The sequence below is a fragment of the Thalassospira sp. ABL2_045 genome (assembly GCF_056161285.1).
The window spans coordinates 42505-65267 of record NZ_JBSWYV010000006.1; the positions used below are offsets into that span (position 1 = coordinate 42505).

Here is a 22763-nt window from a genome sequence, read left to right on the forward strand (position 1 = left end):
CCACCCGGCCCGTCCGTCAGGAGAAATCATGGCAAAGAAGTCCGATAAACCCAAAAAGACGGAAACCGTTACCCCCGATAAAGTCACGGCTGACGATCTTCCCTATCGACCGTGTGTCGGCATTGCCCTGTTTAACGCTGACGGCCTGGTGTGGATGGGCAACCGGTTCAGGTTTGAAGGCGCATGGCAATTGCCACAGGGCGGCATTGATGATGGTGAAACCCCGGTTGAGGCCGCCATGCGCGAACTCGAAGAAGAAATCGGCACCAACAAGGCCGAAATCGTTGCCGAAACACCAAGCTGGCTGACCTATGACTTGCCAGAACATCTGATTGGCAAAGCGTTCAAGGGCAAGTATCGCGGCCAGAAGCAAAAATGGTTTGCCATGCGCTTCACCGGCAAGGACAAGCACATCAATATTGATGTGCCGCATCCGGAGTTTGATAGCTGGCGCTGGAATGATCTGGCGACCCTGCCGGACCTGATCGTGCCGTTCAAAAGGCCGGTTTATTTGCAAATTGCGGCCGAATTTCATGATGTACCGCAAAGAATTCGTGAAATGGGTCGGGCATAAAACGATGTTTGCGGCTTGATCGCTGCACAGTTTTCGCTACATTTTGCTTATTATAACTCACATTCGGCTTAGAGGAGTTCCAGCATGGGTATGGATCGGTTGATCTTTGGTGTTCTGACCATCGTGGTCGGTCTGTTTGGCCTGTTTTATGCGTCAGGTTCGCACGACGGCTATTCCTACTTCGTCGGCCTTACGATGTTCATTGGCGCCGTGCTGTTCATGTTCCATCTGATCAAAGGCCATTATGACCAGCTCGAAGCAGCTGATCACTAATCGCTGACGGAATGTGACAGGACCTCTGGTCCGGTTTGCTGCGCCCCGTTCTCTGGTTCGGGGCGCAAGTCTTTGGGGTTTCGTCACCTCAATGCTTCAAACGACCCCCGAAACGCGATAAGAGTTTCCCATGAGCAATACACATTGGGACCCTGCCCGTTACGGTTTGTTCGGCAATGAGCGCCTGCGACCGGCCATCGATCTGATTTCACGTTTGCCCAAATCGGCAAACGGGTTTTCCCCCCGTCACATTGTCGATCTAGGCTGCGGCCCGGGATCGGTGACCGCCGTTCTTGCCGATGCCTATGGCGCGGGCACAGCGGACGGACCCGGCATCGTTGGGGTCGATTCCTCAGACGAGATGCTTGAAACCGCGCGCAAGCGCGATGAAAACATCACCTGGCAAAAGGCCGACATTGCTGACTGGCAGCCCGATGAACCGGTTGATCTTTTGTTTTCGAATGCGGCCCTTCATTGGGTGCCCGATCATTCGAAACTGTTTCCCCGTCTTCTTGAGCATATCCGCCCCGGCGGTATCATCGCCATTCAGGTGCCCAACAATTTCCTGGCACCCAGCCACCAATTGATCGGCGAAACCGGCATGGACTGGCGCAAGGAAGTGGCGGCCGCCATGCATGCTGCACGCATCATGCGCCCTGGTGATTATTTTGATGTGCTCGCACCGGCCTGTGACGACATCGATCTGTGGCAAACCCAGTATTGCCATGTCCTGACGGGTCCGGATGCGGTCTATAACTGGACCAGTTCGACCATCCTGCGGCCGGTCATGGCCGCCCTGCCCGATGACGAAGCGCGCGCGACCTTTACCAAGAAATACAAGGAACGCCTTAATCAGGTTTATCCGTCCCGCGATGACGGACGCACCCTGTTTCCGTTCAACCGATTGTTCATGATCGCGCGCAAAAAATCCGCATAACGATCAAAGTCAGAACCAGACATCCCTGACAAGGAGCACCGCATGGCCGACTTTCGCGAACATTTCGTCAAATGCTGCGGGTATGAGGTCCATGTCAGGGCATGGGGCGATCCGGCCAACCGGCCGCTTTTGATGATGCACGGGCTTGCACGTCTGGCGGATGACTTTGATCATGTCGCGCCACATTTCACCGACAAATATTATGTGCTGTGCCCATCGATGATCGGGCGTGGTTTCTCTGGCTGGGCCAGTAATCCGGATACGGAATACACCGTGCCTTTCTATGTCGCACAGATGTTTGAACTGCTTGATCATTTCAACATCGATACCTGCGACTGGATTGGCACATCGATGGGCGGGTTGATTGGCCTTTATGCCACGACCGAGGTCGCCGGGCGGATCGAACGGCTGGTTCTCAATGACATCGGACCGGAACTTGACCCCGATGCCGTTGCCCGCATCAAATCCTATGTCGGGGCGTCACCGGAATTTGAAACCATCGACGAAGTCGAACAGCTTGTCCGGCTTGTTTATGCCTCTTTCGGGGTAGCCGATGACGCGACCTGGTCCTTTTTGGCATCGCGATCGGTTCGCCGTCTGCCGAATGGCAATTTCATGATGCATTACGACCCGGAAGTCATGCGGGTCTTTGCCGAACACATTGATAAGTTTGATGCTTGGGCCGAATTCGACGCCCTGCCCTGCCCGGTCATGTTAATCAGTGGCGAGAAATCCGACCTGATTCCCAAACCGATTGTTGATAAGATGAAGCAGAAAAAACCGGAAATGCCGGTTTTTGCAGTGGCGAACTGCGGGCACGCTCCCCACTTAAATGATAAAGCGCAAATCGACGCAATTCGGGACTTTCTGAGCATGAGCACATCCTGACCGGCCAAAGCCCGGTCACAAGCAGGATATCTTCACGCCATAAAATCCCGTCCGTCATAAATCCGATGATGTTTTGCCGCGCGCCAAGAACGCGGCACGGGTTGGACGGTTGTTGGTTGGGAGCGACAAAATCACACCATTCAAGCGTCCGGGACGAGACGCAGTCTGGCTGTTGCCTCGATTTTTGTGGTTGCTCAATCACCTGTGGGAACAGGCGACATGACAAAGCTGCAGTGGTTAAATTGGGTAAAAAGACACCGGACCCTGACGTTTCTGACGGCCTTGCTTTTGGCAGGTCTGGCGCAGAACCCTTCTGTATGGGCGCAAACGCTTGAAAATGTGCCGCCATCAAAAACCGGGATGCAGCTGGTGCCGGGTGGCTCGGCCTTTGGTCCCGGCGGCATTTCATCAACACTCCCGCCCGGCTTTGATCAGGGACTGACCCCGTCTTCCCGCTATGGCATTGCGTTGGCACCCACGCCAAGCGATCCGCATAATCCTTCGCAATACTGGCTTGAATTCGGCGGCGCGCCGCGCGCTGATCACGGCATGAATGCCCAGATCGGGCTTGGCTATTCGCCGTCCCCCGATCTTGGTTTTACCGTGGGGCCGTTCCTTGATCTTGATGCCGCAACCCCGGGCACGATCGGCATTTACCAGACCGATCGGTTTGGGGCCCAACGCCGCGTCCGTCCGGGTATCAATCTAACCGGTGTGGGTGATGCCCATGATGCCGGACTTGCCGGATCGCTATCCTATATGCCGCTTGAAGATATCTGGATTGGATTACACGGGTCGGTTTCGCGCGATTTGACGCCCCGCAATCCGGAAGACGGTCTGCTTGATGGCATTGATGCGATGCTGGGACTGACGGCAAGCTATCGGATCGAATTCTGATCTTGCGCGGGCCGGGCAGTCCTGTATGACTGTTTGAAAGGAAACCCAAGGGGACATTCAGACGCGCATGAGCCATTCGCTTCCACCAGAACATGCTGTGCTTGGCGCACCATTTGATGCCTGTAACGATCTGGCCGCGGCGAAAAACGCCAATCTTTATCGTGCGGCCATGCGCCTTGGCCCGGAACGTCAGCGATTCTTTCTGGCTGCCTATGCCTCGATGCGCGTGATTGACGATATCGTCGATGACGGTTTCCTTGAGCTTCCCGACGCCCAGCGCGATGCCGAACGTGAAGACGTCCTTGAAACCGTGCATCAATGGCAGGCCCAGGTCATGGCGGCCAAGGCCGATATGGACAATCCAATGCCCGAAGGCGGGCCGTTGACCGGTCCGGTGTATGACGCGCTCCGCCTGACCCTTGGCCGCAGCGACCTTCCCGCCGATCCATGGATTGAACTGGCCGATGCGCTTCATCGCGACATCGCCGAAGAACCGATGGATGAATGGGACGATTTCATCGCCTATTGCGAAGGGGCAACCGCTGCCCCGGCATCGATCTTTGTTTATCTGCTGTCAGCACGGCATGATCCCGAAATCGGCTATACCTCGCCGCTGACCAATCCGCCGCTTTATCATGCGCGTGATATGGCGATCTTTTGCTATATCATTCACATCCTGCGCGACCTGCCCGAAGACATCAAAGGCCCGGACCGCCTGGTTACCATCCCCTCCGAAATGCTGATTGCCGCCGACATCACCCTGGGCGAGATCCGCAATGCCATCGGTCAGGGCAAATATGATGACCTGGATTATCTTGGCAAAATCCTGCTCGAACATGCGTGGGAGCATTTTGAGACCGGTCAGGCGCGATCAAGCGAATTGCTGTCCGTTCTTGATACCGACGAGGCCGACACATTATCGCGCCTGTTCACTGTCTATATCGAACTGGCCGGTGCGATGACGGAAAATGGCTATGCCGCGTTCCTTAAGGATCGCGATGCCATCATGCAAAGCACCGCGCAAAACAGCCTGCCCGACGTCAAAAAGGATTAGGCTGGCAAGGTTTTACGGACCAGCCAAAAGAAAACCCCACCAGTTTGGCGGGGTTTGTCATTTTGCCATAAAGGCGATGGCTTAGCTGGCGCGAAGCGCTGCCACCCCCGGAAGGGTTTTGCCTTCAAGCCATTCAAGGAAGGCCCCGCCCGCGGTCGAGACATATGAAAATGCCTGATCAGAATCGGCATGACGCAGGGCTGCGACCGTGTCACCACCGCCAGCAACCGACAGAAGCTTGCCTGCCTTGGTCAGTTCAGCAGCGTGCTGGGCGACCGAAACGGTTGCGGTATCAAACGGGGTAATTTCAAACGCACCAAGCGGGCCGTTCCAGACCAGCGTTTCACAAGACTCGAGACGCTTGTTCAGATCAACAATGGTTGCCGGACCGGCATCAAGGATCATGCCATCAGAAGCAACGTCATCGATATCGGAAACATCATGCGGCGCATTGGCGGCAAATTCCTTGGCGACCAGCGCATCGACCGGTAGGACGATTTCACAATTCGCAGCTTCGGCCTTTTTGAAAATGGCCCGTGCGGTGTCGAGCAGATCATGCTCACAGAGCGACTTGCCAACATTCACACCCTTGGCCGCCAAAAAGGTATTGGCCATACCGCCGCCAATCACCAGCTGATCGACCTTGGCCACCAGATTGCCCAGAAGATCAAGCTTGGTCGAAATCTTTGCCCCACCGACAATCGCCATCACCGGATGTTTCGGTGCTTCCAGCGCATTGCCAAGTGCTTCGAGCTCGGCCTGCATCAAACGGCCGGCATAAGCCGGAAGTGCGCGCGCCAGACCCTCGGTCGAGGCGTGCGCACGGTGCGCACAGGAAAACGCGTCATTGACATAAACATCGCCCAGTTTGGCGAGCTCGGCGACAAAGGCCGGATCGTTCTTTTCTTCTTCGGCGTGGTAGCGCAGGTTTTCCAGAAGGGCGATTTCGCCGTCTTCGAGGCTATTCACAACGCTGGCTGCTGCATCGCCAATGCAATCATCGGCAAACTTCACCGGACGACCAAGCTGCTTGGCAAGGGCCTCGGCCACCGGTTTCAGGGTCATTTCCGGAACGCGCGCCCCTTTCGGGCGGCCGAAATGTGTGATGATCACCAGTTTCGCACCGGCATCGGCCAGTTCGATCAGGCCCGGAACGGTACGGTCGATACGAGTCGTATCGCCCACAACCCCATCTTTCATCGGAACGTTAAGATCAGCGCGCAGCAAAACGCGCTTGCCAGCGACATTGACACCGTCAAGCGTATTGAAGTCAGCCATTATCTGAACCTGCTTTTGAGTTTCACAAAAGACGGGATTGGGTGTCCCGACATGGATTGAGCCAAATCCTGATGCGCCCTGTTTTGCCCGATCAGCGCAACCGACGCAAGGCCGGATCAGGCCCGCAAAATTACCTAAAAGAAAAACCGGCCAACGTTTCCGCCCGGCCGGTTTTCAAAACCTGATCAATGGTTCCCCAGAAGGGATGCATGCAAAAAGCCCGAGAAACTGGTCGCCACCGGCCCGGTCATCAGAACATGATCATCGGGCAGCCATTCAATCGTTAGCGGCCCACCATCAAGAACGACTTCGACCTTGCGTCCGGTCAGGCCACGGCGCGCGGCCGCAACACCCGCGGCACAGGCCCCGGTGCCGCACGCCCGAGTGACCCCGACGCCGCGTTCCCAAACCCGCATGCGCAGTTTGTTTTCATCAATGATACTGCAAACCTCGATATTGGCACGTTCCGGGAACATTTCGTGATGTTCAAGCACCGGCCCCAGCTTTTCGATATCAATCGCCTCGGCGTCATCGACAAAGAAAACGCCATGCGGGTTGCCGACATTAACGCCAACCGCGTCTGACAGCGGACCAAGGGAAAGAGGAATATGATTGGTATCAACCGCCTCGGACAGCGGGATATCACGCCAGTCCAGTTTGACCTGCCCCATATCAACCGTCACCCGGCCATCGGCCAGACCATTGGCATCAAGCAATCCGACAACGGTTTCAATGATGACTTCCTTGCGGCCCAGTTCGCCCATGATGACATTGGCAACACAGCGCGTCGCATTGCCACAGGCCTCGACCTCGCCGCCATCATTGTTGCGGATGCGCATAAAGGCATCGGCCAGATCATCGCGCGCCGGTTCAATAACAATCAGCTGATCACAGCCAACCCCGGTCTTGCGATCGGCAATGCGGGCCGCAGTCGCGTTATCAAGATCAAGCACAGCGGGATCGCGTCGTCCGTCAAAGACAACGAAATCATTTCCCAGACCATGCATTTTGACAAAAGGAATACCGTTCATACCCGCCTTATAATCCTGATTGCGCACTGCGTCCACAGGGGGAATCCCCGATGGGCCGGGGATTTTCGCAACGAAGACGGATCAGAACGGAATGGAATCTTGGGCTGGATCAGGCCGACATGCGCGGTGCGGCCGGCGCGCAATAACGCACTTTGCTCGGCGCATATCCCGAACGGGCGAAATAGGTCCGCAGGCGGTCATCGGGTTCACCAAGCGATACATAGACATTGCTGCACTGGTGAATACGGGCCAGACGGGTCATGCCATCGCGCATGGCATCCAGGACATAATCGCCCGACACAATTTCAACCGCCATGACATTGTCGACATGCAAGACAAGGCCATCGGTCATGTCATCGCGGACATAATAGGAAAACAGGCCATGGATATAACCGCGTTCATTGGCAATCACGATAATGCCACGCTGACGCTGCCAGAGGATGTCATCACCATCGGTTCTCGCACCAAAAGACTCCGTGGCCACCGGCACGCAATACTGATCGACGAATGCACGCCAACGATCAAATGACATGTCGACTTTCAACATCTGAACCAGCGGATAGGTCATATCCGCGGTCTGTGCTGTAAGTGGAAGTGACTTATAGGCTTCTGACATGATCCTGCCCTCTAGAATTTATCAGATCATGCCGGAAATAATTCGCGCTCACCTTGATGTGCATCAACACCTTTTAAGGGTTTGGCGCGCATAAACACAGCCAGTACAGAAGTACCCATCCGAAGGGCCATAACGTTTCCTCCGATTGAATTTCTGACGGGTTTGCAAGCCAATATTGACGTAGGTCAATGGCTTTGGGACGATCAGTCCGCATACTCATCGAACGAATTAGGAAACCTCGCCCGGAATGACGCGCCCTGACGTAAAGCCAAGGCGTATTTTGGGTGGGGCTTTTTGTGCAGGTGGGTTGAAGATCATTTGGTCATCGATTCATCAGGACTATTGAAACTGCCCGAGAGGGTTTTGGGCAGTTCACCCGACCACCTTGAACGGGAGTCAAGCATGAGCCAGGGGAGCATGGCACAGGCAGCATCGCCTTCAGTTGCTGTCGATTATAATATGGACGTTGTGCGCTGGGGCGCACTTGCGACCGTATTTTGGGGAGTAGTCGGATTTTTGGTGGGCGATGTCATCGCATGGCAGCTTGCTTTTCCGGTTCTCAATTTTGATACCGAATTTTTGAACTTCGGACGTTTGCGTCCACTGCACACGTCCGCAGTGATCTTTGCCTTTGGCGGTAACGCGTTGCTGGCGACGTCATTCTATGTGGTGCAGCGCACCTGCCGCGCCCCGCTTTATGGCGGCAAGGCACTTCCGGCGTTTGTGTTCTGGGGTTACCAGCTGTTCATCGTCTTGGCAGCCATCGGTTATGTCACCGGTGTGACCCAGGGGCGTGAGTATGCCGAACCGGAATGGTTTGTTGACCTTTGGCTGACCATTGTCTGGGTTTGCTATCTGGCGGTCTTCGTCGGAACTTTGCTCAAGCGTACAGAGCCGCACATCTACGTTGCGAACTGGTTCTATCTGGCCTTTATCGTGACCATTGCGATGCTCCATCTGGGCAACAACCTTGCCATTCCGGTCTCATTGTTTGGCACGAAGTCCTATTCGATGTTCTCTGGCGTGCAGGATGCATTGACCCAGTGGTGGTACGGCCACAACGCTGTGGGCTTCTTCCTGACGGCTGGCTTCCTGGGCATGATGTACTACTTCATTCCGAAGCGTGCCGAACGTCCGGTTTATTCCTATCGCCTGTCGATCATCCACTTCTGGGCGCTGATCTTCCTGTATATCTGGGCTGGTCCGCACCACCTGCACTACACCGCGCTTCCTGACTGGGCACAGACCCTTGGCATGACCTTCTCGATCATGTTGTGGATGCCGTCATGGGGCGGGATGATCAACGGCCTGATGACGCTTTCGGGCGCCTGGGACAAACTGCGCACGGACCCGGTTCTGCGCTTCATGGTCGCAGCTGTCGGTTTCTACGGCATGTCGACCTTCGAAGGCCCGGTCATGTCGATCAAAGCCGTCAACGGCCTGTCGCACTATACCGACTGGACCATTGGCCACGTGCATTCCGGTGCATTGGGTTGGGTTGCCTTCGTATCGTTCGGTGCAATCTACTTCCTGATCCCGGTCCTTTGGAATCGTGAACGCCTGTATTCGATGCGCCTTGTGGCCCATCACTTCTGGCTCGGCACCATCGGGATCGTTCTTTACATCACCTCGATGTGGGTTTCGGGGATCATGCAGGGTCTGATGTGGCGCGCCTATGACGAGCTTGGTTTCCTGCAGTATTCCTTCATCGAAACTGTCGAGGCAATGCATCCCTACTACATCATTCGTGCAACTGGTGGCCTGTTGTTCGTGCTGGGTTCGCTACTGATGGTCTGGAACGTTTACAAGACCATCAAGGGTGACCTGCGCGAAGAAGCACCAATCGGCACACCTGCAACCGTTGCAGCCGAATAAGGGGGAACGAGATATGCTTCTTAAAAAACACCATTTTGTTGAAAAGAACGTCTTTGTTCTGATCCTTGGTATTTTCCTGACTGTCATCATCGGCGGTATCGTTGAAATCGTACCGTTGTTCACGATGGAACAGACCATTGAGAAGGTTGAAGGTGTCCGTCCTTATTCGCCGCTCGAACAGGCCGGTCGTAACATCTATATCCGTGAAGGTTGCTATAACTGCCATTCCCAGCAGATTCGTCCGTTCCGCGACGAAGTCGAACGGTATGGCCATTACAGCCTTGCAGCAGAATCGATGTATGACCATCCGTTCCAGTGGGGGTCAAAACGTACCGGTCCGGATCTGGCCCGTGTTGGTGGCAAATATTCCAACGCATGGCACGTTGCCCACCTGATTGACCCGCGCGCTGTTGTGCCGGAATCGATCATGCCGGGCTATCCGTTCCTGGCGGAACGCAAACTGGACTTCGATGACGCTCAGGCACATCTCGAGACCCTCAAACTGGTAGGTGTCCCCTACTCAGACGAGATGATCGAGGCGGCCAAGGCAGACCTTTACCTGCAGGCCAGCGAGGATGCGGCGTGGGATGATGATTTCCTCGCGCGCTACCCGAATGCGGCAACAGGTGATTTTGACGGCAACCCGGAAGAGCTGACTGAAATGGATGCGCTTGTCGCATACCTGCAGGTCCTCGGCCGGATGGTCGACTTCACCACCTACAACCCGCAGATGAACCTGCGCTAACGCAAGGGAATCGTCATGGAATTCTTTACGCAACTCGCTGACTTTTTCCGCCCTCTGTGGGGTTTGTGGCTGATGCTGCTGTTCAGCGCGATTATTGCCTGGGTCATGTGGCCGAGCAAAAAGCGCAACAAGGACATGGAAGCACATGCGCAGATCCCCTTCCGGGATCAGGATTGAGGGGAGAACAGAGCTATGTCGACTAAAGTCGAGAAAGATCAGGTATCCGGAACAGATACCACCGGTCACGAATGGGATGGCATCAAGGAACTCAACACTCCGCTGCCTTCCTGGTGGGTCTATGTCTTCTGGATTACGTGCATTTGGTCGGTTGGTTACTGGGTGGTTTACCCGTCCTGGCCGACTGCCAATGATTATCTCAAGGGTATGTTTGCAACCACCAACCGTACCCAGCTGCACGAAACCATGGCCAATGTTGCGGCCGAACGTGCACCTTACATGGAACGTCTGGCAGCCCTGGATGTCTCGGAAATCACCAATGACAGTGAACTTCTGAACTTCTCCATGGCTGGCGGCAAGGCGGTCTTCGCCGACAACTGCGCACCGTGTCATGGCACGGGCGGTTCGGGTAACCCGGGCTTCCCGTCGCTTCAGGACGATGCGTGGCTTTGGGGCGGTACGCTTGAGGCGATCAACGAAACACTGCATGTCGGTGTGCGTTGGGATGCCAACGAAGATACCCGCTTCAATGACATGCCGGCCTTCGGTCGTGACGAACTGCTTGAACGTGACCAGATCGAAGATGTGGTCGAGTATGTTCTTTCCTTCACCGATCGTGCAACCGACACCGCTGCGGCGGATCGCGGTGCGGTCGTCTTTGAAGAGAACTGCGCATCCTGCCACGGCGAAGATGCCAAAGGCGTTCAGGATCTCGGTGCGCCGAACCTGACCGATGCCATCTGGCTCTATGGTGGTTCGAAAGAAACCATCACCGAGACGGTCATGAATTCCCGTGGCGGCGTCATGCCGGCATGGGGTGGTCGTCTGGACGAAGAAACCATCAAAATGCTGACGGTTTATGTCCACTCGCTCGGTGGCGGCCAGTAAGCAGCACGCCAAATCGCTTTCAAGCAAGGCCCGCGATCAATGATCGCGGGCCTTTTTTCTGCGCGCCTGATCAATCCACCAGCTTTCGCGTACTTTTCCCACAGAACCGTCCGACAAATTGACATGTGTCATGGTGTCTGAAGTGGGCCTCTCGTATCTTCTGACTGAGATTTGAATAATTAGAGTTTGCCCTGCAAAGCTGCCAGAAACCAACTTCTCCTGACAGCCTAACCTTCAAAACGACTGGCGGGTTCGCCCCGCACAGAGAGCAGTCGTCGGGTTCAGAGCAACAACCAGGTAGCGAACATGGCCATGTCCAATTTGCAGCATTCCGAAGTCCCCCCGCAGGCTAATCCGAACCTCGCGCCTGAGGAAGAGGATATCCAGCTTTATAAAACGCGCGACAAAGTCTATCCGAAACGCGTCTCCGGTCGCTTCCGGAACCTGAAGTGGTTTGCACTGATCGCCCTTCTGGGCATCTATTGGGTCGTGCCGTGGCTGCGCTGGGACCGGGGACCGACCGCCCCCGATCAGGCCGTTCTGATCGACATGGATCTGGGCCGCGCCTATTTCTTCTTCATCGAAATCTGGCCGCAGGAAGTCTATTACATCACCGGCATCCTGATCATGGCGGCTGTTGGTCTGTTCTTGGCGACGTCGCTGTTTGGCCGTATCTGGTGCGGCTATGCCTGCCCGCAGACGGTCTGGACCGATCTGTTCATGCTGGTTGAACGTTACATTCAGGGGGACCGCAACGCCCGTGTCCGTCTCGACAAATCGAAATGGACGTTGGAAAAAGTCTGGAAAATCAGCGCGACGCATCTGGCCTGGATCGCGATTTCCATGGCGACCGGCGGGGCGTTCGTCCTGTATTTCCATGACGCTCCGACCGTGATGGTCGATATCTTTACCGCCAATGCCAGCTTTGGCACCTATGTCACGATCGCGTTTTTGACCGGTTCGACCTATCTTCTGGCCGGCTGGGCGCGTGAGCAGGTCTGCACCTATATGTGCCCGTGGCCGCGCTTCCAGTCTGCGATGCTTGATGATGAAAGCATGATCGTCACCTACGAAAACTGGCGCGGTGAAACACGTGGTCCGATCAAACGTAAAAACCTTGTTCGCGGCGAAGTGCCCGAAACCGGCCACTGCATTGATTGCCACGCTTGCGTGAATGTCTGCCCGACCGGCATTGATATCCGCGATGGCCTGCAGCTTGAATGCATCGGCTGTGGTCTGTGCATCGATGCCTGTAACGAGATGATGGACAAGGTCGGCTTCCCGCGTGATCTGGTCCGCTTTGACTCGGTACAGAACACCCAGCTTCGCGCGCAGGGCAAGGGAACCCGCGTACGCATCATTCGCCCGCGGACCATCTTCTATTCGGTGCTGTTGGTGATCATTGCATCTGTGATGATGTTTGGTCTGGCCAACCGTTCGGTGCTGGAACTCAATGTCCTGCGCGACCGCAACCCGCTGTTTGTTGCCCTGTCCAATGGTGACGTACGTAATGGCTACACCATGAAGGTTCTCAACAAGGAACAGGCCGAGAAAACCTATGTCCTGTCCATTCAGGGACTGGATGCCACCGAGCTTCAGGTCATTGGCCTGACGCCCAATCAGGATGGCACCTTTGACCTTGATGTGGCACCGGACCGGGTTGGCAGTTTCCGCGTGTTTATCGCCGCCGATCCTGACGACCTTGACGGCAAATCGACACCGTTCGAATTTACCGTGACCGATCAGGACACCGGAAATACCGAAACATATGATACAGTGTTCGCCGGTCCCGAGACCGACAACTGATCGCAGCAGCGCATCAGTATTGGAGACAAGAAATGGCTATGCAGATGACGACATCCCCTTCTTCCGATCAAAACGGTCCGCGCAAGTCGGACCGCTGGATCCCATGGTACTTTGTCGGTGGTTTCGCCATCATGCTGATCGCCAATATCTCGCTGATCACCTTTTCGATGACCAGTTGGAATGGCCTCGTGACCAAGCATGCCTTCGAAGAAGGCAACAATTATAACGCGGCCATTTCCGGGGCTGCCCGCCAGGAAGAACTTGGCTGGCGCAGCAAGCTTAGCGTCGATGGTGTCATTGATCAGAATGGCACCATCACGGTTCTGTTCCGCGACAAGGACTCCAACCCGATTACCGGCGCCAAGATGTCTGTCATGATGTCGCGTGCCGATCGTGACGATCTTGATGCCACCATCCCGATGGCAGAAATTGCCCCGGGTGAATATCGTGCAAGTGCCTCCTTCCCGGTCTATGGTCGTTGGCAGCTGCGTACCATCGCCAATGCGATGGGTGATGATTATCAGACCGTCGAGTATGTCGTCGTAAATCCATGAACGCCCCCCTTCAGTCCTGTCGTCACTGTGGCGAACCGGTGACGCCCATGTCGCCGGCGGCACCCGACTTTTGTTGTGCCGGGTGTGCCGGTGCCTATGAGTTGCTGGGTGAACTGGGACTGACTTCCTATTACAAGCGACGTGCCATCGATCCCAAGGTCCGTGCGCTTCGCCCGGACGAAGAAGAAGTCGCAAATTTCGATTTCACCGAACTGGCCAGCACCGATAGCGACGGCCACCATCATCTTAATCTGATGGTCGATGGCATTCATTGTGCGGCCTGTGTCTGGCTGATTGAAACCCTGCTGCAGCGAAACAGTGCTGTTTTGCACGCGCGCGTCAATATGACGACCCGCCGCCTGCGCCTGAGCTGGCAGGGCGAGGTCAGCGATATCGAAGACATCATTCGTCCGGTCATGCAGATGGGCTATCGCCTGATCCCGTTTGATCCGGCTGCCCTTGAACAGGCCACAACATCGCGCAACAAGGAACTCCTGCGCTGTCTGGCGGTCGCCGGGTTTGCCGCGGGCAATGTGATGTTGCTGTCGGTTTCGGTCTGGGCCGGGTATTTTCAGGGCATGGGTGGGGCGACCCGCGATCTGTTTCACTGGATTTCCGCCCTGATCGCGCTACCCGCAGCGGCCTATGCCGGATTGCCATTTTATCGCTCGGCCCTTGGTGCTATCCGCAATCGCCGGGTCAATATGGATGTGCCGATCAGTCTGGGTGTCATTCTGGCACTGGGCATGAGCTTGGCACAAACCATCCGCGGCGAACCACATGCCTATTTCGACAGTGCGATTACGTTGCTGTTTTTCCTGCTGATCGGGCGGTATTTGGATGGGCGCGCACGTGGACAGGCGCGCTCGGCGGCAGAACATCTTCTGTCGCTTAATGCCCGCTCGATCACGGTCATTGATCCGGATGGCACCCGGCGTCTGATCGCGCCGCAAAAGGCCACGCCAGGCATGATCGTTCTGGCTGCGGCGGGTGAACGCATCGGCATTGACGGCAAGGTCATCGAAGGTCAGTCCGATATCGACACCAGCATCATTACCGGCGAAAGCATCCCGGTCCTGACCCGTCCGGGCACCACGGTCTTTGCTGGCACCACCAATATATCTGCCCCGCTTCGCATCGAGGTAACGGCGACCGGCGGCAATACCTTGCTGTCGGAAATTGTCCGCCTGATGGAAAATGCCGAACAGGGCCGCGCCCGCTATGTCGCGATTGCCGACCGGGTTGCCAAGGCCTATGCGCCGGTGGTTCATACCCTGTCGCTGGCGACTTTCATCGGCTGGTGGCTGATTGTCGGCATTGGTTGGCAGGACGCGCTGATGAATGCCATCGCGGTTCTGATCATTACCTGCCCCTGCGCGCTGGCACTTGCCGTTCCCGTCGTTCAGGTGATTGCCACCGGGCGGCTGTTGCGTGCCGGGGTTCTGGTGAAATCGGCAACCGCGCTTGAACGCCTGACCAAGATCACCGGCATCATTTTCGATAAAACCGGCACTCTGACCACTGGCAAACCGGAACTGGTTGGCCAACCGGCTGAGGACAAATTGATGCTGGCGGCCAGCATGGCGGCCAACAGTAACCATCCGCTGTCGCGCGCCCTGGTGCGTGCGGCGGGCAATGTCACCGCACATCCCAATGTAACGGAGCAAGCTGGACTTGGCCTGATGACGGCTGGTCCCGCGGGTCCAATCCGGCTGGGCAGCCGTGCCTTTTGCGATATTGCCGAAAATGCGGCGGTGCCGTCTGATATTATCGGCCCCGAATTGTGGCTGGCAGAGCCCGGGGTTGCACCGACACGTTTTGTCTTCCGCGACACCATGCGAAGCGACGCACCCGATGTGATCGACACCCTGCGCAAGCGCGGCTTTGACATGACCCTGCTCTCAGGCGACCGCGAAAGCACCGTCCGCCAGCTTGCCGAAACGCTGGGCATTCCCAACTGGCAAGCGCGGATGTCGCCAACCCAGAAAGCCAACCATATCCAAACCCGATCAGATGCGGGCAAGCACGACCTGATGGTGGGCGATGGCATCAATGATGCCCCGGCCCTGGCGGCAGCCCACGCGTCAATGTCCCCGGCCACAGCCGCCGAGATTTCGCAAAATGCGGCCGACATCGTTTTTCAGGGCGACCGGCTTGGCGCTGTGATTGAAGCCATTGACGTCGCCCGCAAGGCTGACCGGCTTGTGCGTCAAAACTTTGCCCTGTCCTTTGCCTATAACATCGTCACGATTCCGCTGGCGGTATCGGGGTTTGTAACCCCGCTCTTTGCGGCCATCGCGATGTCATCTTCTTCCCTAATCGTGATCGCCAACGCCTTGCGTTTGCATGCAAAATCAGGCAAGCCTGACGAGATCGGCACGAAACCGGCAACCAAGTTGTCGCAGCAGGCAGGAGCCTAATGCCATGAGCAACCTCCTTCTCCTTATCCCGATTGCCCTGTTTCTCGGGCTTCTGGGCCTTGGCGCATTCTTATGGTCGTTGCGTTCGGGGCAGTTTGACGATATGGAAGGTGCGGCAAATCGCATTCTCTTTGATGATGACGACGTCGCGCCACCGACCGATTCAAAGAAATTCCATCAAAGCGATAGTTAGAATTGCTTGAAACTGCGCTATCTCATCGGATAGATTCAGTTTCATTCCGCCTACCGGGTCACCAGCATCGGAGTCTGCGATGGCAGTCCGCCCCCAAATTTGCGAAGCCTGTTCGATCAAGGACTTAACCTTCTGCTCTGCCCTGCATGGTGACGAGCATGATCAGCTGCGCCAATTGTTGACTCACGCTCATTACGACCCGCACAGCACGATTTTCCACGAGGCCGAAGAAGCCGACTATGTGTTCAACGTGACGGCCGGCTCGGTAAAGTTGTACAAGCTGCTGGGCGATGGCCGCCGTCAGATCACCGGCTTCCTGTTTGCCGGTGACTTCCTGGGGCTGGCCCTGAACTCGAACTACAGCTATTCCGCCGAGGCGATCGAACCGGTCACCGCGTGTCGCTTCCCGCGTCAGAAGCTCGAAAAGATGTTCGACAAGTTTCCGCATCTTGAAAAACGCATGCTTGGCATGGCCGTCGACGAACTGGCTGCCGCACAGGATCAGATGCTTCTGCTGGGCCGCAAGACCGCCAAGGAAAAGGTCGCATCCTTCCTTCTGATGCTGGCCCGTCGTCAGGAACATCGCGGCGAAAGCACCGAGACCATCAATGTGCCCATGAGCCGGTCCGACATTGCCGATTATCTTGGCCTGACGATTGAAACCGTGTCACGCACGCTGACCCAGCTTCGCAAGGAATCGACCATTTCGCTTAAGGACAACCGCCATATCGAAGCGGTCGGTCTTGATATGCTCGAAGATCTTGCCGAAGGTCTTTGATTCCTTCGTGGATTTCTTCGTACCTGTGAACGGCCAATCGAACTAAGCGGTACAGATCATTCGAAACATCAGTCCCGACACGCCTGAAATGGCGGTTATTGGCCGAATTGCCTATTTCGCGATTGCAAAAAATGTTTCCCGTTCGCGGCCATGGTATTGTACACATGACCGCACGCCCGACAGAGATCGGGCAGCGAAATCCGGTTGTACCGGGGGAGAAACGTCATGAGTGCCACCAGCAAAAAGATGGGCCGGACCTCCGTCCCAGAACTTCGTGCCCGTAAGGGGCAGGAACCGATTGTCTGCCTGACCGCCTATACCGCGCCAATGGCCCAGCGCCTTGATGAACATTGCGACCTGCTTCTGGTCGGTGATTCACTGGGCATGGTTGTCTATGGCATGGAAAGCACGCTTGCCGTGACCGTCGATATGATGGTCAATCATGGCAAGGCCGTCATGCGCGGATCACAAAATGCCTGCGTTGTTGTTGATCTGCCCTTTGGCAGCTATCAGGAATCCAAGGAACAGGCGTTCCGCACAGCATCCCACATTCTGGCCGAAACCGGCTGTGCTGCCGTCAAGATCGAAGGCGGTGCGGAACTGGCCGAAACCATCGAATTTCTGACCATGCGCGGTGTGCCCGTGATGGCCCATATCGGCCTGATGCCCCAACAGGTCAACACCATGGGCGGCTTCAAAAGCCAGGGCCGCGATGAAGAAACCGCGACAAAGGCCCTTGCCGATGCCAAGGCGGTTGCCGATGCCGGCGCATTCTCGGTGGTGATCGAAGGTACGGTCGAACCGGTCGCCCGTCAGATCACCGAGGCGATTGATATCCCGACGATTGGCATCGGGGCGTCCCCCGCCTGTGATGGTCAGGTTCTGGTCACTGAAGACATCCTTGGCCTGTTTTCCGACTTCACGCCAAAATTCGTCAAACGCTACGCCAATCTTGGCGATGCAGTGTCCGAGGCCGTCGGCCAATATGCCGACGAAGTGCGCACCCGCCAGTTCCCGGCGGATGAACATTGCTTTGGGCTGGCGAAAAAAGGTAAGTTGCGCGCGGTCTGAGCCCCGGGCCCGGATCGCCGCGATTTTCTGCAATCTTCGGTACGACGATAACGATGTCCCTTACGACTGTTCACACTGTCGCTGATTTGCGCGCGACTGTTGCCGACTGGCGCGCCAAAGGTCTGCGTGTCGCCCTGGTTCCGACCATGGGCGCCCTTCATGATGGCCATGTCAGCCTGACCCATCTGGCGCGTGAACATGCAGACCGCGTGATTGTATCGATCTTCGTCAATCCGACCCAGTTCGCGCCCAACGAAGATTTCGGGGCCTATCCACGTACCCTGCCTGCGGACCAGAAGCTGCTGGACGACGCCGGAGTTGAGCTGTGCTTTGCCCCCTCGGTCGAGGAAATGTATCCCGACGGCTTTGCCACCAAGGTCTGCGTTGATGGGGCCATGACCAATGTGCTGTGTGGCGCAGCCCGCCCCGGCCACTTTGATGGCGTGGCACAGGTCGTGACCAAATTGCTGCTCCAGGCGCTGCCGGATTGCGCGATCTTCGGCCAAAAGGATTTCCAGCAACTGATGGTCATCCGCCGTTTCAGTGCGGATTTGAACATCCCGGTCGAGATTATCGGGGCCAAAATCCTGCGCGAAGATGACGGTCTGGCCATGTCATCGCGCAACCGCTATCTCACACCTGATGAACGCGCAATTGCCCCGACATTGAACAAGGTGCTGGCCGAAATCACCGCCAAGGCCGCGACGGGGGCAGAACTCGGCCCGCTTCTGGCCCAGGGGCGCGAAGATATTCTCAAGGCCGGGTTTGATCCGATTGATTACCTTGAAGTCCGTGATGCGGCGACACTGGAACTGATCAGCGATACGGTCCGGAAAACGGCGCGCATCTTCGTGGCAGCCCGGCTTGGCAAGGCCCGATTGATCGACAATCACGCGATTGAACCGGCATAACCCTGGACATCACCCCGGACATCGCCCCGGCCACCACAAAGGGCATGGCAGCGCGCATGACCGGGGGTTAAACACCCGCGCATATTGGCGGAATCGGCAATTGCACGACAAAGCCGATGAAAAGCGCAGAATAACGCGCTTTTGCGCCCGATTGCGCTTGACTCCCACCCCCTGATCCAATAAACCCTCCCCACCAAAGGTCGCCCAAGGGGTGACTCCCCCAGTCCTCGAGTTTCGAGCACTGGGTTTTAGTTTTTTGTGCGCACGCGGTGGAAACACCGGCAACACAGACGGGATTTGGAATGTTTGAAGGACTAAGCGATCGCCTTGGCGGGGTTCTCGATAAGCTGCGCAAACGTGGCGCGCTGAAAGAATCCGACGTCAAGGAAGCCATGCGCGAAGTACGCGTCGCCCTGCTTGAGGCGGACGTGGCACTTCCGGTCGTCAAAACCTTTATCTCCAACGCCACCGAACGTGCAGTTGGTCAGGACGTTCTGCGCTCGGTCACGCCGGGTCAGATGGTCGTCAAGATCGTCCATGACGAACTCAAAAACATGCTGGGCGAAGGCGAGGAAATCAATCTCGCTTCTACCCCGCCGGTGCCGATCCTGATGGTCGGTCTGCAGGGCTCGGGTAAAACCACCAGTTCTGCAAAGATCGCGCTCAACCTGACCAAGAAGCGCAACAAGAAAGTCCTTCTGGCATCGCTCGATATCTATCGTCCGGCCGCCCAGCAGCAGCTGAAGGTTCTGGCTGACGATAACGGTCTTGGCGTTCTGCCGATCGTCATGGGCGAAAAGCCGGTATCGATTGCCAAGCGCGCCATGGATACCGGCCGCAAGGAAGGCTATGACGCGGTGATCCTTGATACCGCCGGCCGTCTGCATATCGACATGGAACTGATGAGCGAAGTCGCCCAGGTCCGTGATGCGGTCAACCCGGTTGAAACCCTTCTGGTCACCGATGCGATGACCGGTCAGGACTCGGTCAACGTTGCCAAGGAATTTGCCGACAAGGTCGGTATCACCGGTATCGTTCTGACCCGTGTTGATGGTGATGCCCGTGGTGGTGCCGCCCTTTCGATGCGTCAGATCACCGGCTGCCCGATCAAGATGATCGGTATCGGCGAAAAAATCGACGAGATGGAAGCCTTCCATCCCGATCGTATCGCCAACCGTATTCTTGGCATGGGCGATGTTGTCAGCCTTGTTGAAAAGGCTGCTGAAAACATCAAGGCCGAAGACGCCGAGAAAATGGCCAAGAAGCTGCGTAAAGGTCAGTTTGACCTGAACGACCTTCTGGCACAGCTCAAACAGCTTCAGAAAATGGGGGATCTTTCCGGCATCATGGGAATGCTGCCGGGCATGGGCGCGCTGAAAAAACAGATGTCGCAGACCAAGCTTGATCCCAAACTTCTGACCCACCAGGAAGCGATCATCCTGTCGATGACGCCCAAAGAACGTGAAAACCCGGCCATCATCAAGGCATCGCGCAAAAAGCGTATTGCTGCTGGCTGTGGTCTGACTGTTCAGGAGGTCAACAAGCTTCTGAAGCAGTATCAGACCATGTCCACCATGATCAAAAAGATGGGCAAGCAGGGCAAGAAGGGCATGTTTGGCGGCATGCCGAAAATGGACCCTTCGATGCTTGAGGGCGGCGAAATGCCGGACTTGGGCAACCTGCCAAAAGGATTGACCGGTGGCGGGGGCGGATTGCCGCCCGGGTTGCCGGGATTGGGAGGCGGCGGTGGCCTGCCTCCGGGATTCCCGGGGTTCGGCAAAAAGAAATAGCCAAGCCCCCGGTTCGAGAATGAGTTCTTCAGGAATTCCTCTTAGGAACCAAACCCGGCCCTTAAAGCCGGATCAAAGACCAAGTGAATAGGCCCTTCGGGGTCATGATTTAGAAGACTACAAACCCAAGCTGAAAGGAACTTATCCGAATGGCTGTCAAGATTCGTCTTTCCCGTGGCGGTGCCAAAAAACGTCCGTACTACCGTATCGTAGTTGCTGACGTTCGTTCGCCGCGTGACGGCAGCTTCATCGAGCGTGTCGGTACCTATGACCCGATGCTCCCGAAGGATGCTGACAACCGCGTTACCTTCAAAGAAGAGCGCATCAAATACTGGCTGTCTGTTGGCGCACAGCCGACCGATCGTGTTGCACGTTTCCTGGGCAAAGCTGGCCTTGCTGACGCGTTCAAACCGACCGAACAGCCGCAGAAGTCTGCTCCGAAAGCGAAAGCTCAGGAACGTCTTCGTGAGAAAGCTGAGAAAGCCGAAGCTGCTGCTGCCGCTGCTGCGGAAGCCGCTGCCGAAGCAGCAGCACCTGCTGAAGAAGAAGCTGCAGGCGAGTAATCGCCAAACGCACGCTTTGATCAGATACCAAAAACTTGTGAACCGAAATGGCTGAAACCCGCAAATCCAAAAACGACGAAGCTTATGTCTGCGTCGGCATGATCACCGCCCCGCACGGGGTGCGTGGTGCCGTGCGCGTCAAAAGCTATACCGTCGATCCGGATAACCTTGTCGGTTACGGCCCGTTGTTCGACGCCAAGGGACGCGTGAAATACAAGCTGTCTCCTGTCGGACATGTCCGCGACCAGCTGATCGCCAAGATCGAAGGTGTGGACGACCGGGACGGCGCCGAACGGCTGCGGGGCACCAAGCTGCATGTACCGCGTGCTGCACTGCCTGAGACGGTTGAAGAAGATGAATTCTACCTTGCTGACCTTGTCGGTCTGAAAGCGTTCCACATTGATGGTTCGATTTTCGGCACCGTTCGGGGTGTGGCTGATTTCGGCGCTGGCGACGTTATCGAAGTCGCGCTTGAAGAAGCCAAAAACAAGGTTGTGGTTCTTCCCTTCACCAAGGAAGTCGTGCCCGAGGTCATTCTTTCGGAACGCAAGATGGTGGTAAATCCGCCCGAGGGGCTACTGCAGGATGAAGACGGACCCGGCAATCGCAGCCGTCGTCCGAACAAATCCCGCAAGGACTCTCAGGCCGACCGCGATTCTGAGGCCGTTACTGCAGATGCAGTAGGCGCGGAAACCGCGACCGGCAGCGGGAAGGAGGCCTGATCGATGTCTGTGTGGCAGGCAAAAGTTGCAACCCTGTTCCCGGAAATGTTTCCGGGTGTGCTTGGTCAGTCTTTGGCTGGCAAGGCGCTTGAGAACGGGATCTGGTCGCTTGATGTCAAAGACATCCGCGATCATGCAACCGACCGCCACCGCACTGTAGACGACAATCCCTTCGGGGGCGGGGCCGGTATGGTCATGCGCCCGGATATTGTCGACGCCGCCCTGCGTGAATTGCGTGCAGATGCACCGCAATTGCCGCTGATTTATCTCAGCCCGCGGGGAAAAGTGCTGAACCAGAAACGCTGCCGTGAATTGGCAGCAGGCCCGGGTGCCATCCTGCTTTGCGGTCGTTACGAAGGTATCGACCAACGGGTTCTGGATGAACACGCGGCCGAGGAAATCAGCATCGGTGATTACATCCTCATGGGCGGCGAACTGCCGGCCATGGTCCTGATTGAATCGTGCATTCGCCTCATTGAGGGAACGGTCAACAAGACCGAGTCTGTCGACGAGGAAAGCTTTGAAACCGGGTTGCTTGAATATCCGCATTACACGCGCCCGGCCAATTGGAACGGGCGTGACGTGCCGGAGATCTTGCTTTCCGGACATCATGCCAAGGTACAAGCCTGGCGGCATGCTCAGGCAGAAGAAATTACCCGTGCGCGACGCCCGGACCTTTGGGACCGGTACGTGGCAAACGGGAACATCAAAGAGGGTTAAAC

Annotated in this window: 24 protein-coding genes; 21 read left to right on the forward strand and 3 right to left on the reverse strand. The window is 56.4% G+C overall.

What is annotated here, in order from left to right:
- The first annotated feature begins 28 nt into the window (after positions 1 to 28).
- The 6 genes from ACXAIA_RS10465 to ACXAIA_RS10490 all read left to right on the forward strand — a co-directional run bounded on the left by ACXAIA_RS10465 (position 29) and on the right by ACXAIA_RS10490 (position 4623).
- On the forward strand, positions 29 to 574 hold the full coding sequence (locus tag ACXAIA_RS10465; RefSeq protein WP_475349278.1) for an RNA pyrophosphohydrolase: 546 nt from the start codon (positions 29 to 31) through the stop codon (positions 572 to 574).
- Positions 575 to 658: 84 nt separating this feature from the next.
- Positions 659 to 847 carry a hypothetical protein gene (locus tag ACXAIA_RS10470; RefSeq protein WP_475344229.1) on the forward strand — a complete coding sequence of 63 codons (189 nt, stop codon included), beginning with the start codon at positions 659 to 661 and terminating at the stop codon, positions 845 to 847.
- A 130-nt stretch (positions 848 to 977) separates the two neighbouring features.
- Positions 978 to 1784, forward strand: a complete 807-nt coding sequence (locus tag ACXAIA_RS10475) for a methyltransferase domain-containing protein (protein WP_475349279.1) — start codon at positions 978 to 980, stop codon at positions 1782 to 1784.
- 42 nt (positions 1785 to 1826) lie between these two features.
- Complete coding sequence (locus ACXAIA_RS10480) at positions 1827 to 2672, forward strand: alpha/beta fold hydrolase (protein WP_475349280.1); 846 nt, start codon at positions 1827 to 1829, stop codon at positions 2670 to 2672.
- 219 nt (positions 2673 to 2891) lie between these two features.
- On the forward strand, positions 2892 to 3569 hold the full coding sequence (locus ACXAIA_RS10485; protein WP_475349281.1) for a hypothetical protein: 678 nt from the start codon (positions 2892 to 2894) through the stop codon (positions 3567 to 3569).
- Between the two features lie 67 nt (positions 3570 to 3636).
- Positions 3637 to 4623, forward strand: a complete 987-nt coding sequence (locus ACXAIA_RS10490) for a squalene/phytoene synthase family protein (RefSeq protein ID WP_475349282.1) — start codon at positions 3637 to 3639, stop codon at positions 4621 to 4623.
- Between the two features lie 81 nt (positions 4624 to 4704).
- On the opposite strand, the gene ACXAIA_RS10495 is transcribed toward ACXAIA_RS10490, so the two are convergent.
- The 3 genes from ACXAIA_RS10495 to ACXAIA_RS10505 all read right to left on the reverse strand — a co-directional run bounded on the left by ACXAIA_RS10495 (position 4705) and on the right by ACXAIA_RS10505 (position 7548).
- Positions 4705 to 5901 carry a phosphoglycerate kinase gene (locus ACXAIA_RS10495; protein WP_475349283.1) on the reverse strand — a complete coding sequence of 399 codons (1197 nt, stop codon included), beginning with the start codon at positions 5899 to 5901 and terminating at the stop codon, positions 4705 to 4707.
- Positions 5902 to 6086: 185 nt separating this feature from the next.
- The gene (dapF, locus tag ACXAIA_RS10500; protein WP_475349284.1) at positions 6087 to 6932 is read right to left on the reverse strand and encodes a diaminopimelate epimerase; all 846 of its coding nucleotides are present in this window, start codon (positions 6930 to 6932) and stop codon (positions 6087 to 6089) included.
- 109 nt (positions 6933 to 7041) lie between these two features.
- Positions 7042 to 7548, reverse strand: coding sequence for a hypothetical protein (locus tag ACXAIA_RS10505; RefSeq protein WP_475349285.1), 507 nt, complete (start codon positions 7546 to 7548; stop codon positions 7042 to 7044).
- 417 nt (positions 7549 to 7965) lie between these two features.
- Between ACXAIA_RS10505 and ccoN the strand changes: the two genes are divergently transcribed.
- The 15 genes from ccoN (at position 7966) to trmD (ending at position 22761) form a co-directional block, all read left to right on the forward strand.
- Positions 7966 to 9423, forward strand: coding sequence for a cytochrome-c oxidase, cbb3-type subunit I (gene ccoN / locus ACXAIA_RS10510; protein WP_475346223.1), 1458 nt, complete (start codon positions 7966 to 7968; stop codon positions 9421 to 9423).
- Positions 9424 to 9436: 13 nt separating this feature from the next.
- A complete protein-coding gene (ccoO, locus tag ACXAIA_RS10515) occupies positions 9437 to 10168 on the forward strand; it encodes a cytochrome-c oxidase, cbb3-type subunit II (RefSeq protein WP_475349286.1) in 732 nt (243 codons plus the stop codon).
- Positions 10169 to 10183: 15 nt separating this feature from the next.
- Entirely contained in the window at positions 10184 to 10345 is a 162-nt protein-coding gene (locus tag ACXAIA_RS10520) for a cbb3-type cytochrome c oxidase subunit 3 (protein WP_167722914.1), read from the forward strand.
- Positions 10346 to 10360: 15 nt separating this feature from the next.
- Positions 10361 to 11233, forward strand: a complete 873-nt coding sequence (ccoP, locus tag ACXAIA_RS10525) for a cytochrome-c oxidase, cbb3-type subunit III (RefSeq protein ID WP_475349287.1) — start codon at positions 10361 to 10363, stop codon at positions 11231 to 11233.
- A gap of 306 nt (positions 11234 to 11539) precedes the next feature.
- Positions 11540 to 13039: a cytochrome c oxidase accessory protein CcoG gene (gene ccoG, locus ACXAIA_RS10530; RefSeq protein WP_475349288.1), complete on the forward strand. Its 1500-nt coding sequence runs from the start codon at positions 11540 to 11542 to the stop codon at positions 13037 to 13039.
- A gap of 32 nt (positions 13040 to 13071) precedes the next feature.
- Positions 13072 to 13593 (forward strand): FixH family protein, encoded by a 522-nt coding sequence (locus tag ACXAIA_RS10535; RefSeq protein ID WP_475349289.1) that lies wholly within the window; start codon positions 13072 to 13074, stop codon positions 13591 to 13593.
- Positions 13590 to 16013, forward strand: coding sequence for a heavy metal translocating P-type ATPase metal-binding domain-containing protein (locus ACXAIA_RS10540; protein ID WP_475349290.1), 2424 nt, complete (start codon positions 13590 to 13592; stop codon positions 16011 to 16013). The genes ACXAIA_RS10535 and ACXAIA_RS10540 overlap by 4 nt, the downstream gene beginning before the upstream one ends.
- Positions 16014 to 16017: 4 nt before the next feature.
- Complete coding sequence (ccoS, locus tag ACXAIA_RS10545; protein WP_475344209.1) at positions 16018 to 16206, forward strand: cbb3-type cytochrome oxidase assembly protein CcoS; 189 nt, start codon at positions 16018 to 16020, stop codon at positions 16204 to 16206.
- A 79-nt stretch (positions 16207 to 16285) separates the two neighbouring features.
- Positions 16286 to 16984, forward strand: a complete 699-nt coding sequence (locus tag ACXAIA_RS10550) for a cyclic nucleotide-binding domain-containing protein (protein ID WP_475349291.1) — start codon at positions 16286 to 16288, stop codon at positions 16982 to 16984.
- A 225-nt stretch (positions 16985 to 17209) separates the two neighbouring features.
- Positions 17210 to 18055 carry a 3-methyl-2-oxobutanoate hydroxymethyltransferase gene (gene panB / locus ACXAIA_RS10555; RefSeq protein ID WP_475349292.1) on the forward strand — a complete coding sequence of 282 codons (846 nt, stop codon included), beginning with the start codon at positions 17210 to 17212 and terminating at the stop codon, positions 18053 to 18055.
- 53 nt (positions 18056 to 18108) lie between these two features.
- On the forward strand, positions 18109 to 18966 hold the full coding sequence (gene panC / locus ACXAIA_RS10560) for a pantoate--beta-alanine ligase (protein WP_475349293.1): 858 nt from the start codon (positions 18109 to 18111) through the stop codon (positions 18964 to 18966).
- 302 nt (positions 18967 to 19268) lie between these two features.
- A complete protein-coding gene (ffh, locus tag ACXAIA_RS10565; RefSeq protein ID WP_475349294.1) occupies positions 19269 to 20756 on the forward strand; it encodes a signal recognition particle protein in 1488 nt (495 codons plus the stop codon).
- A 149-nt stretch (positions 20757 to 20905) separates the two neighbouring features.
- On the forward strand, positions 20906 to 21319 hold the full coding sequence (rpsP, locus tag ACXAIA_RS10570; RefSeq protein ID WP_475344200.1) for a 30S ribosomal protein S16: 414 nt from the start codon (positions 20906 to 20908) through the stop codon (positions 21317 to 21319).
- Between the two features lie 47 nt (positions 21320 to 21366).
- The gene (gene rimM / locus ACXAIA_RS10575; protein ID WP_475344199.1) at positions 21367 to 22041 is read left to right on the forward strand and encodes a ribosome maturation factor RimM; all 675 of its coding nucleotides are present in this window, start codon (positions 21367 to 21369) and stop codon (positions 22039 to 22041) included.
- 3 nt (positions 22042 to 22044) lie between these two features.
- Positions 22045 to 22761, forward strand: a complete 717-nt coding sequence (gene trmD, locus ACXAIA_RS10580) for a tRNA (guanosine(37)-N1)-methyltransferase TrmD (RefSeq protein WP_475349295.1) — start codon at positions 22045 to 22047, stop codon at positions 22759 to 22761.
- The last annotated feature ends 2 nt before the right edge of the window (positions 22762 to 22763 follow it).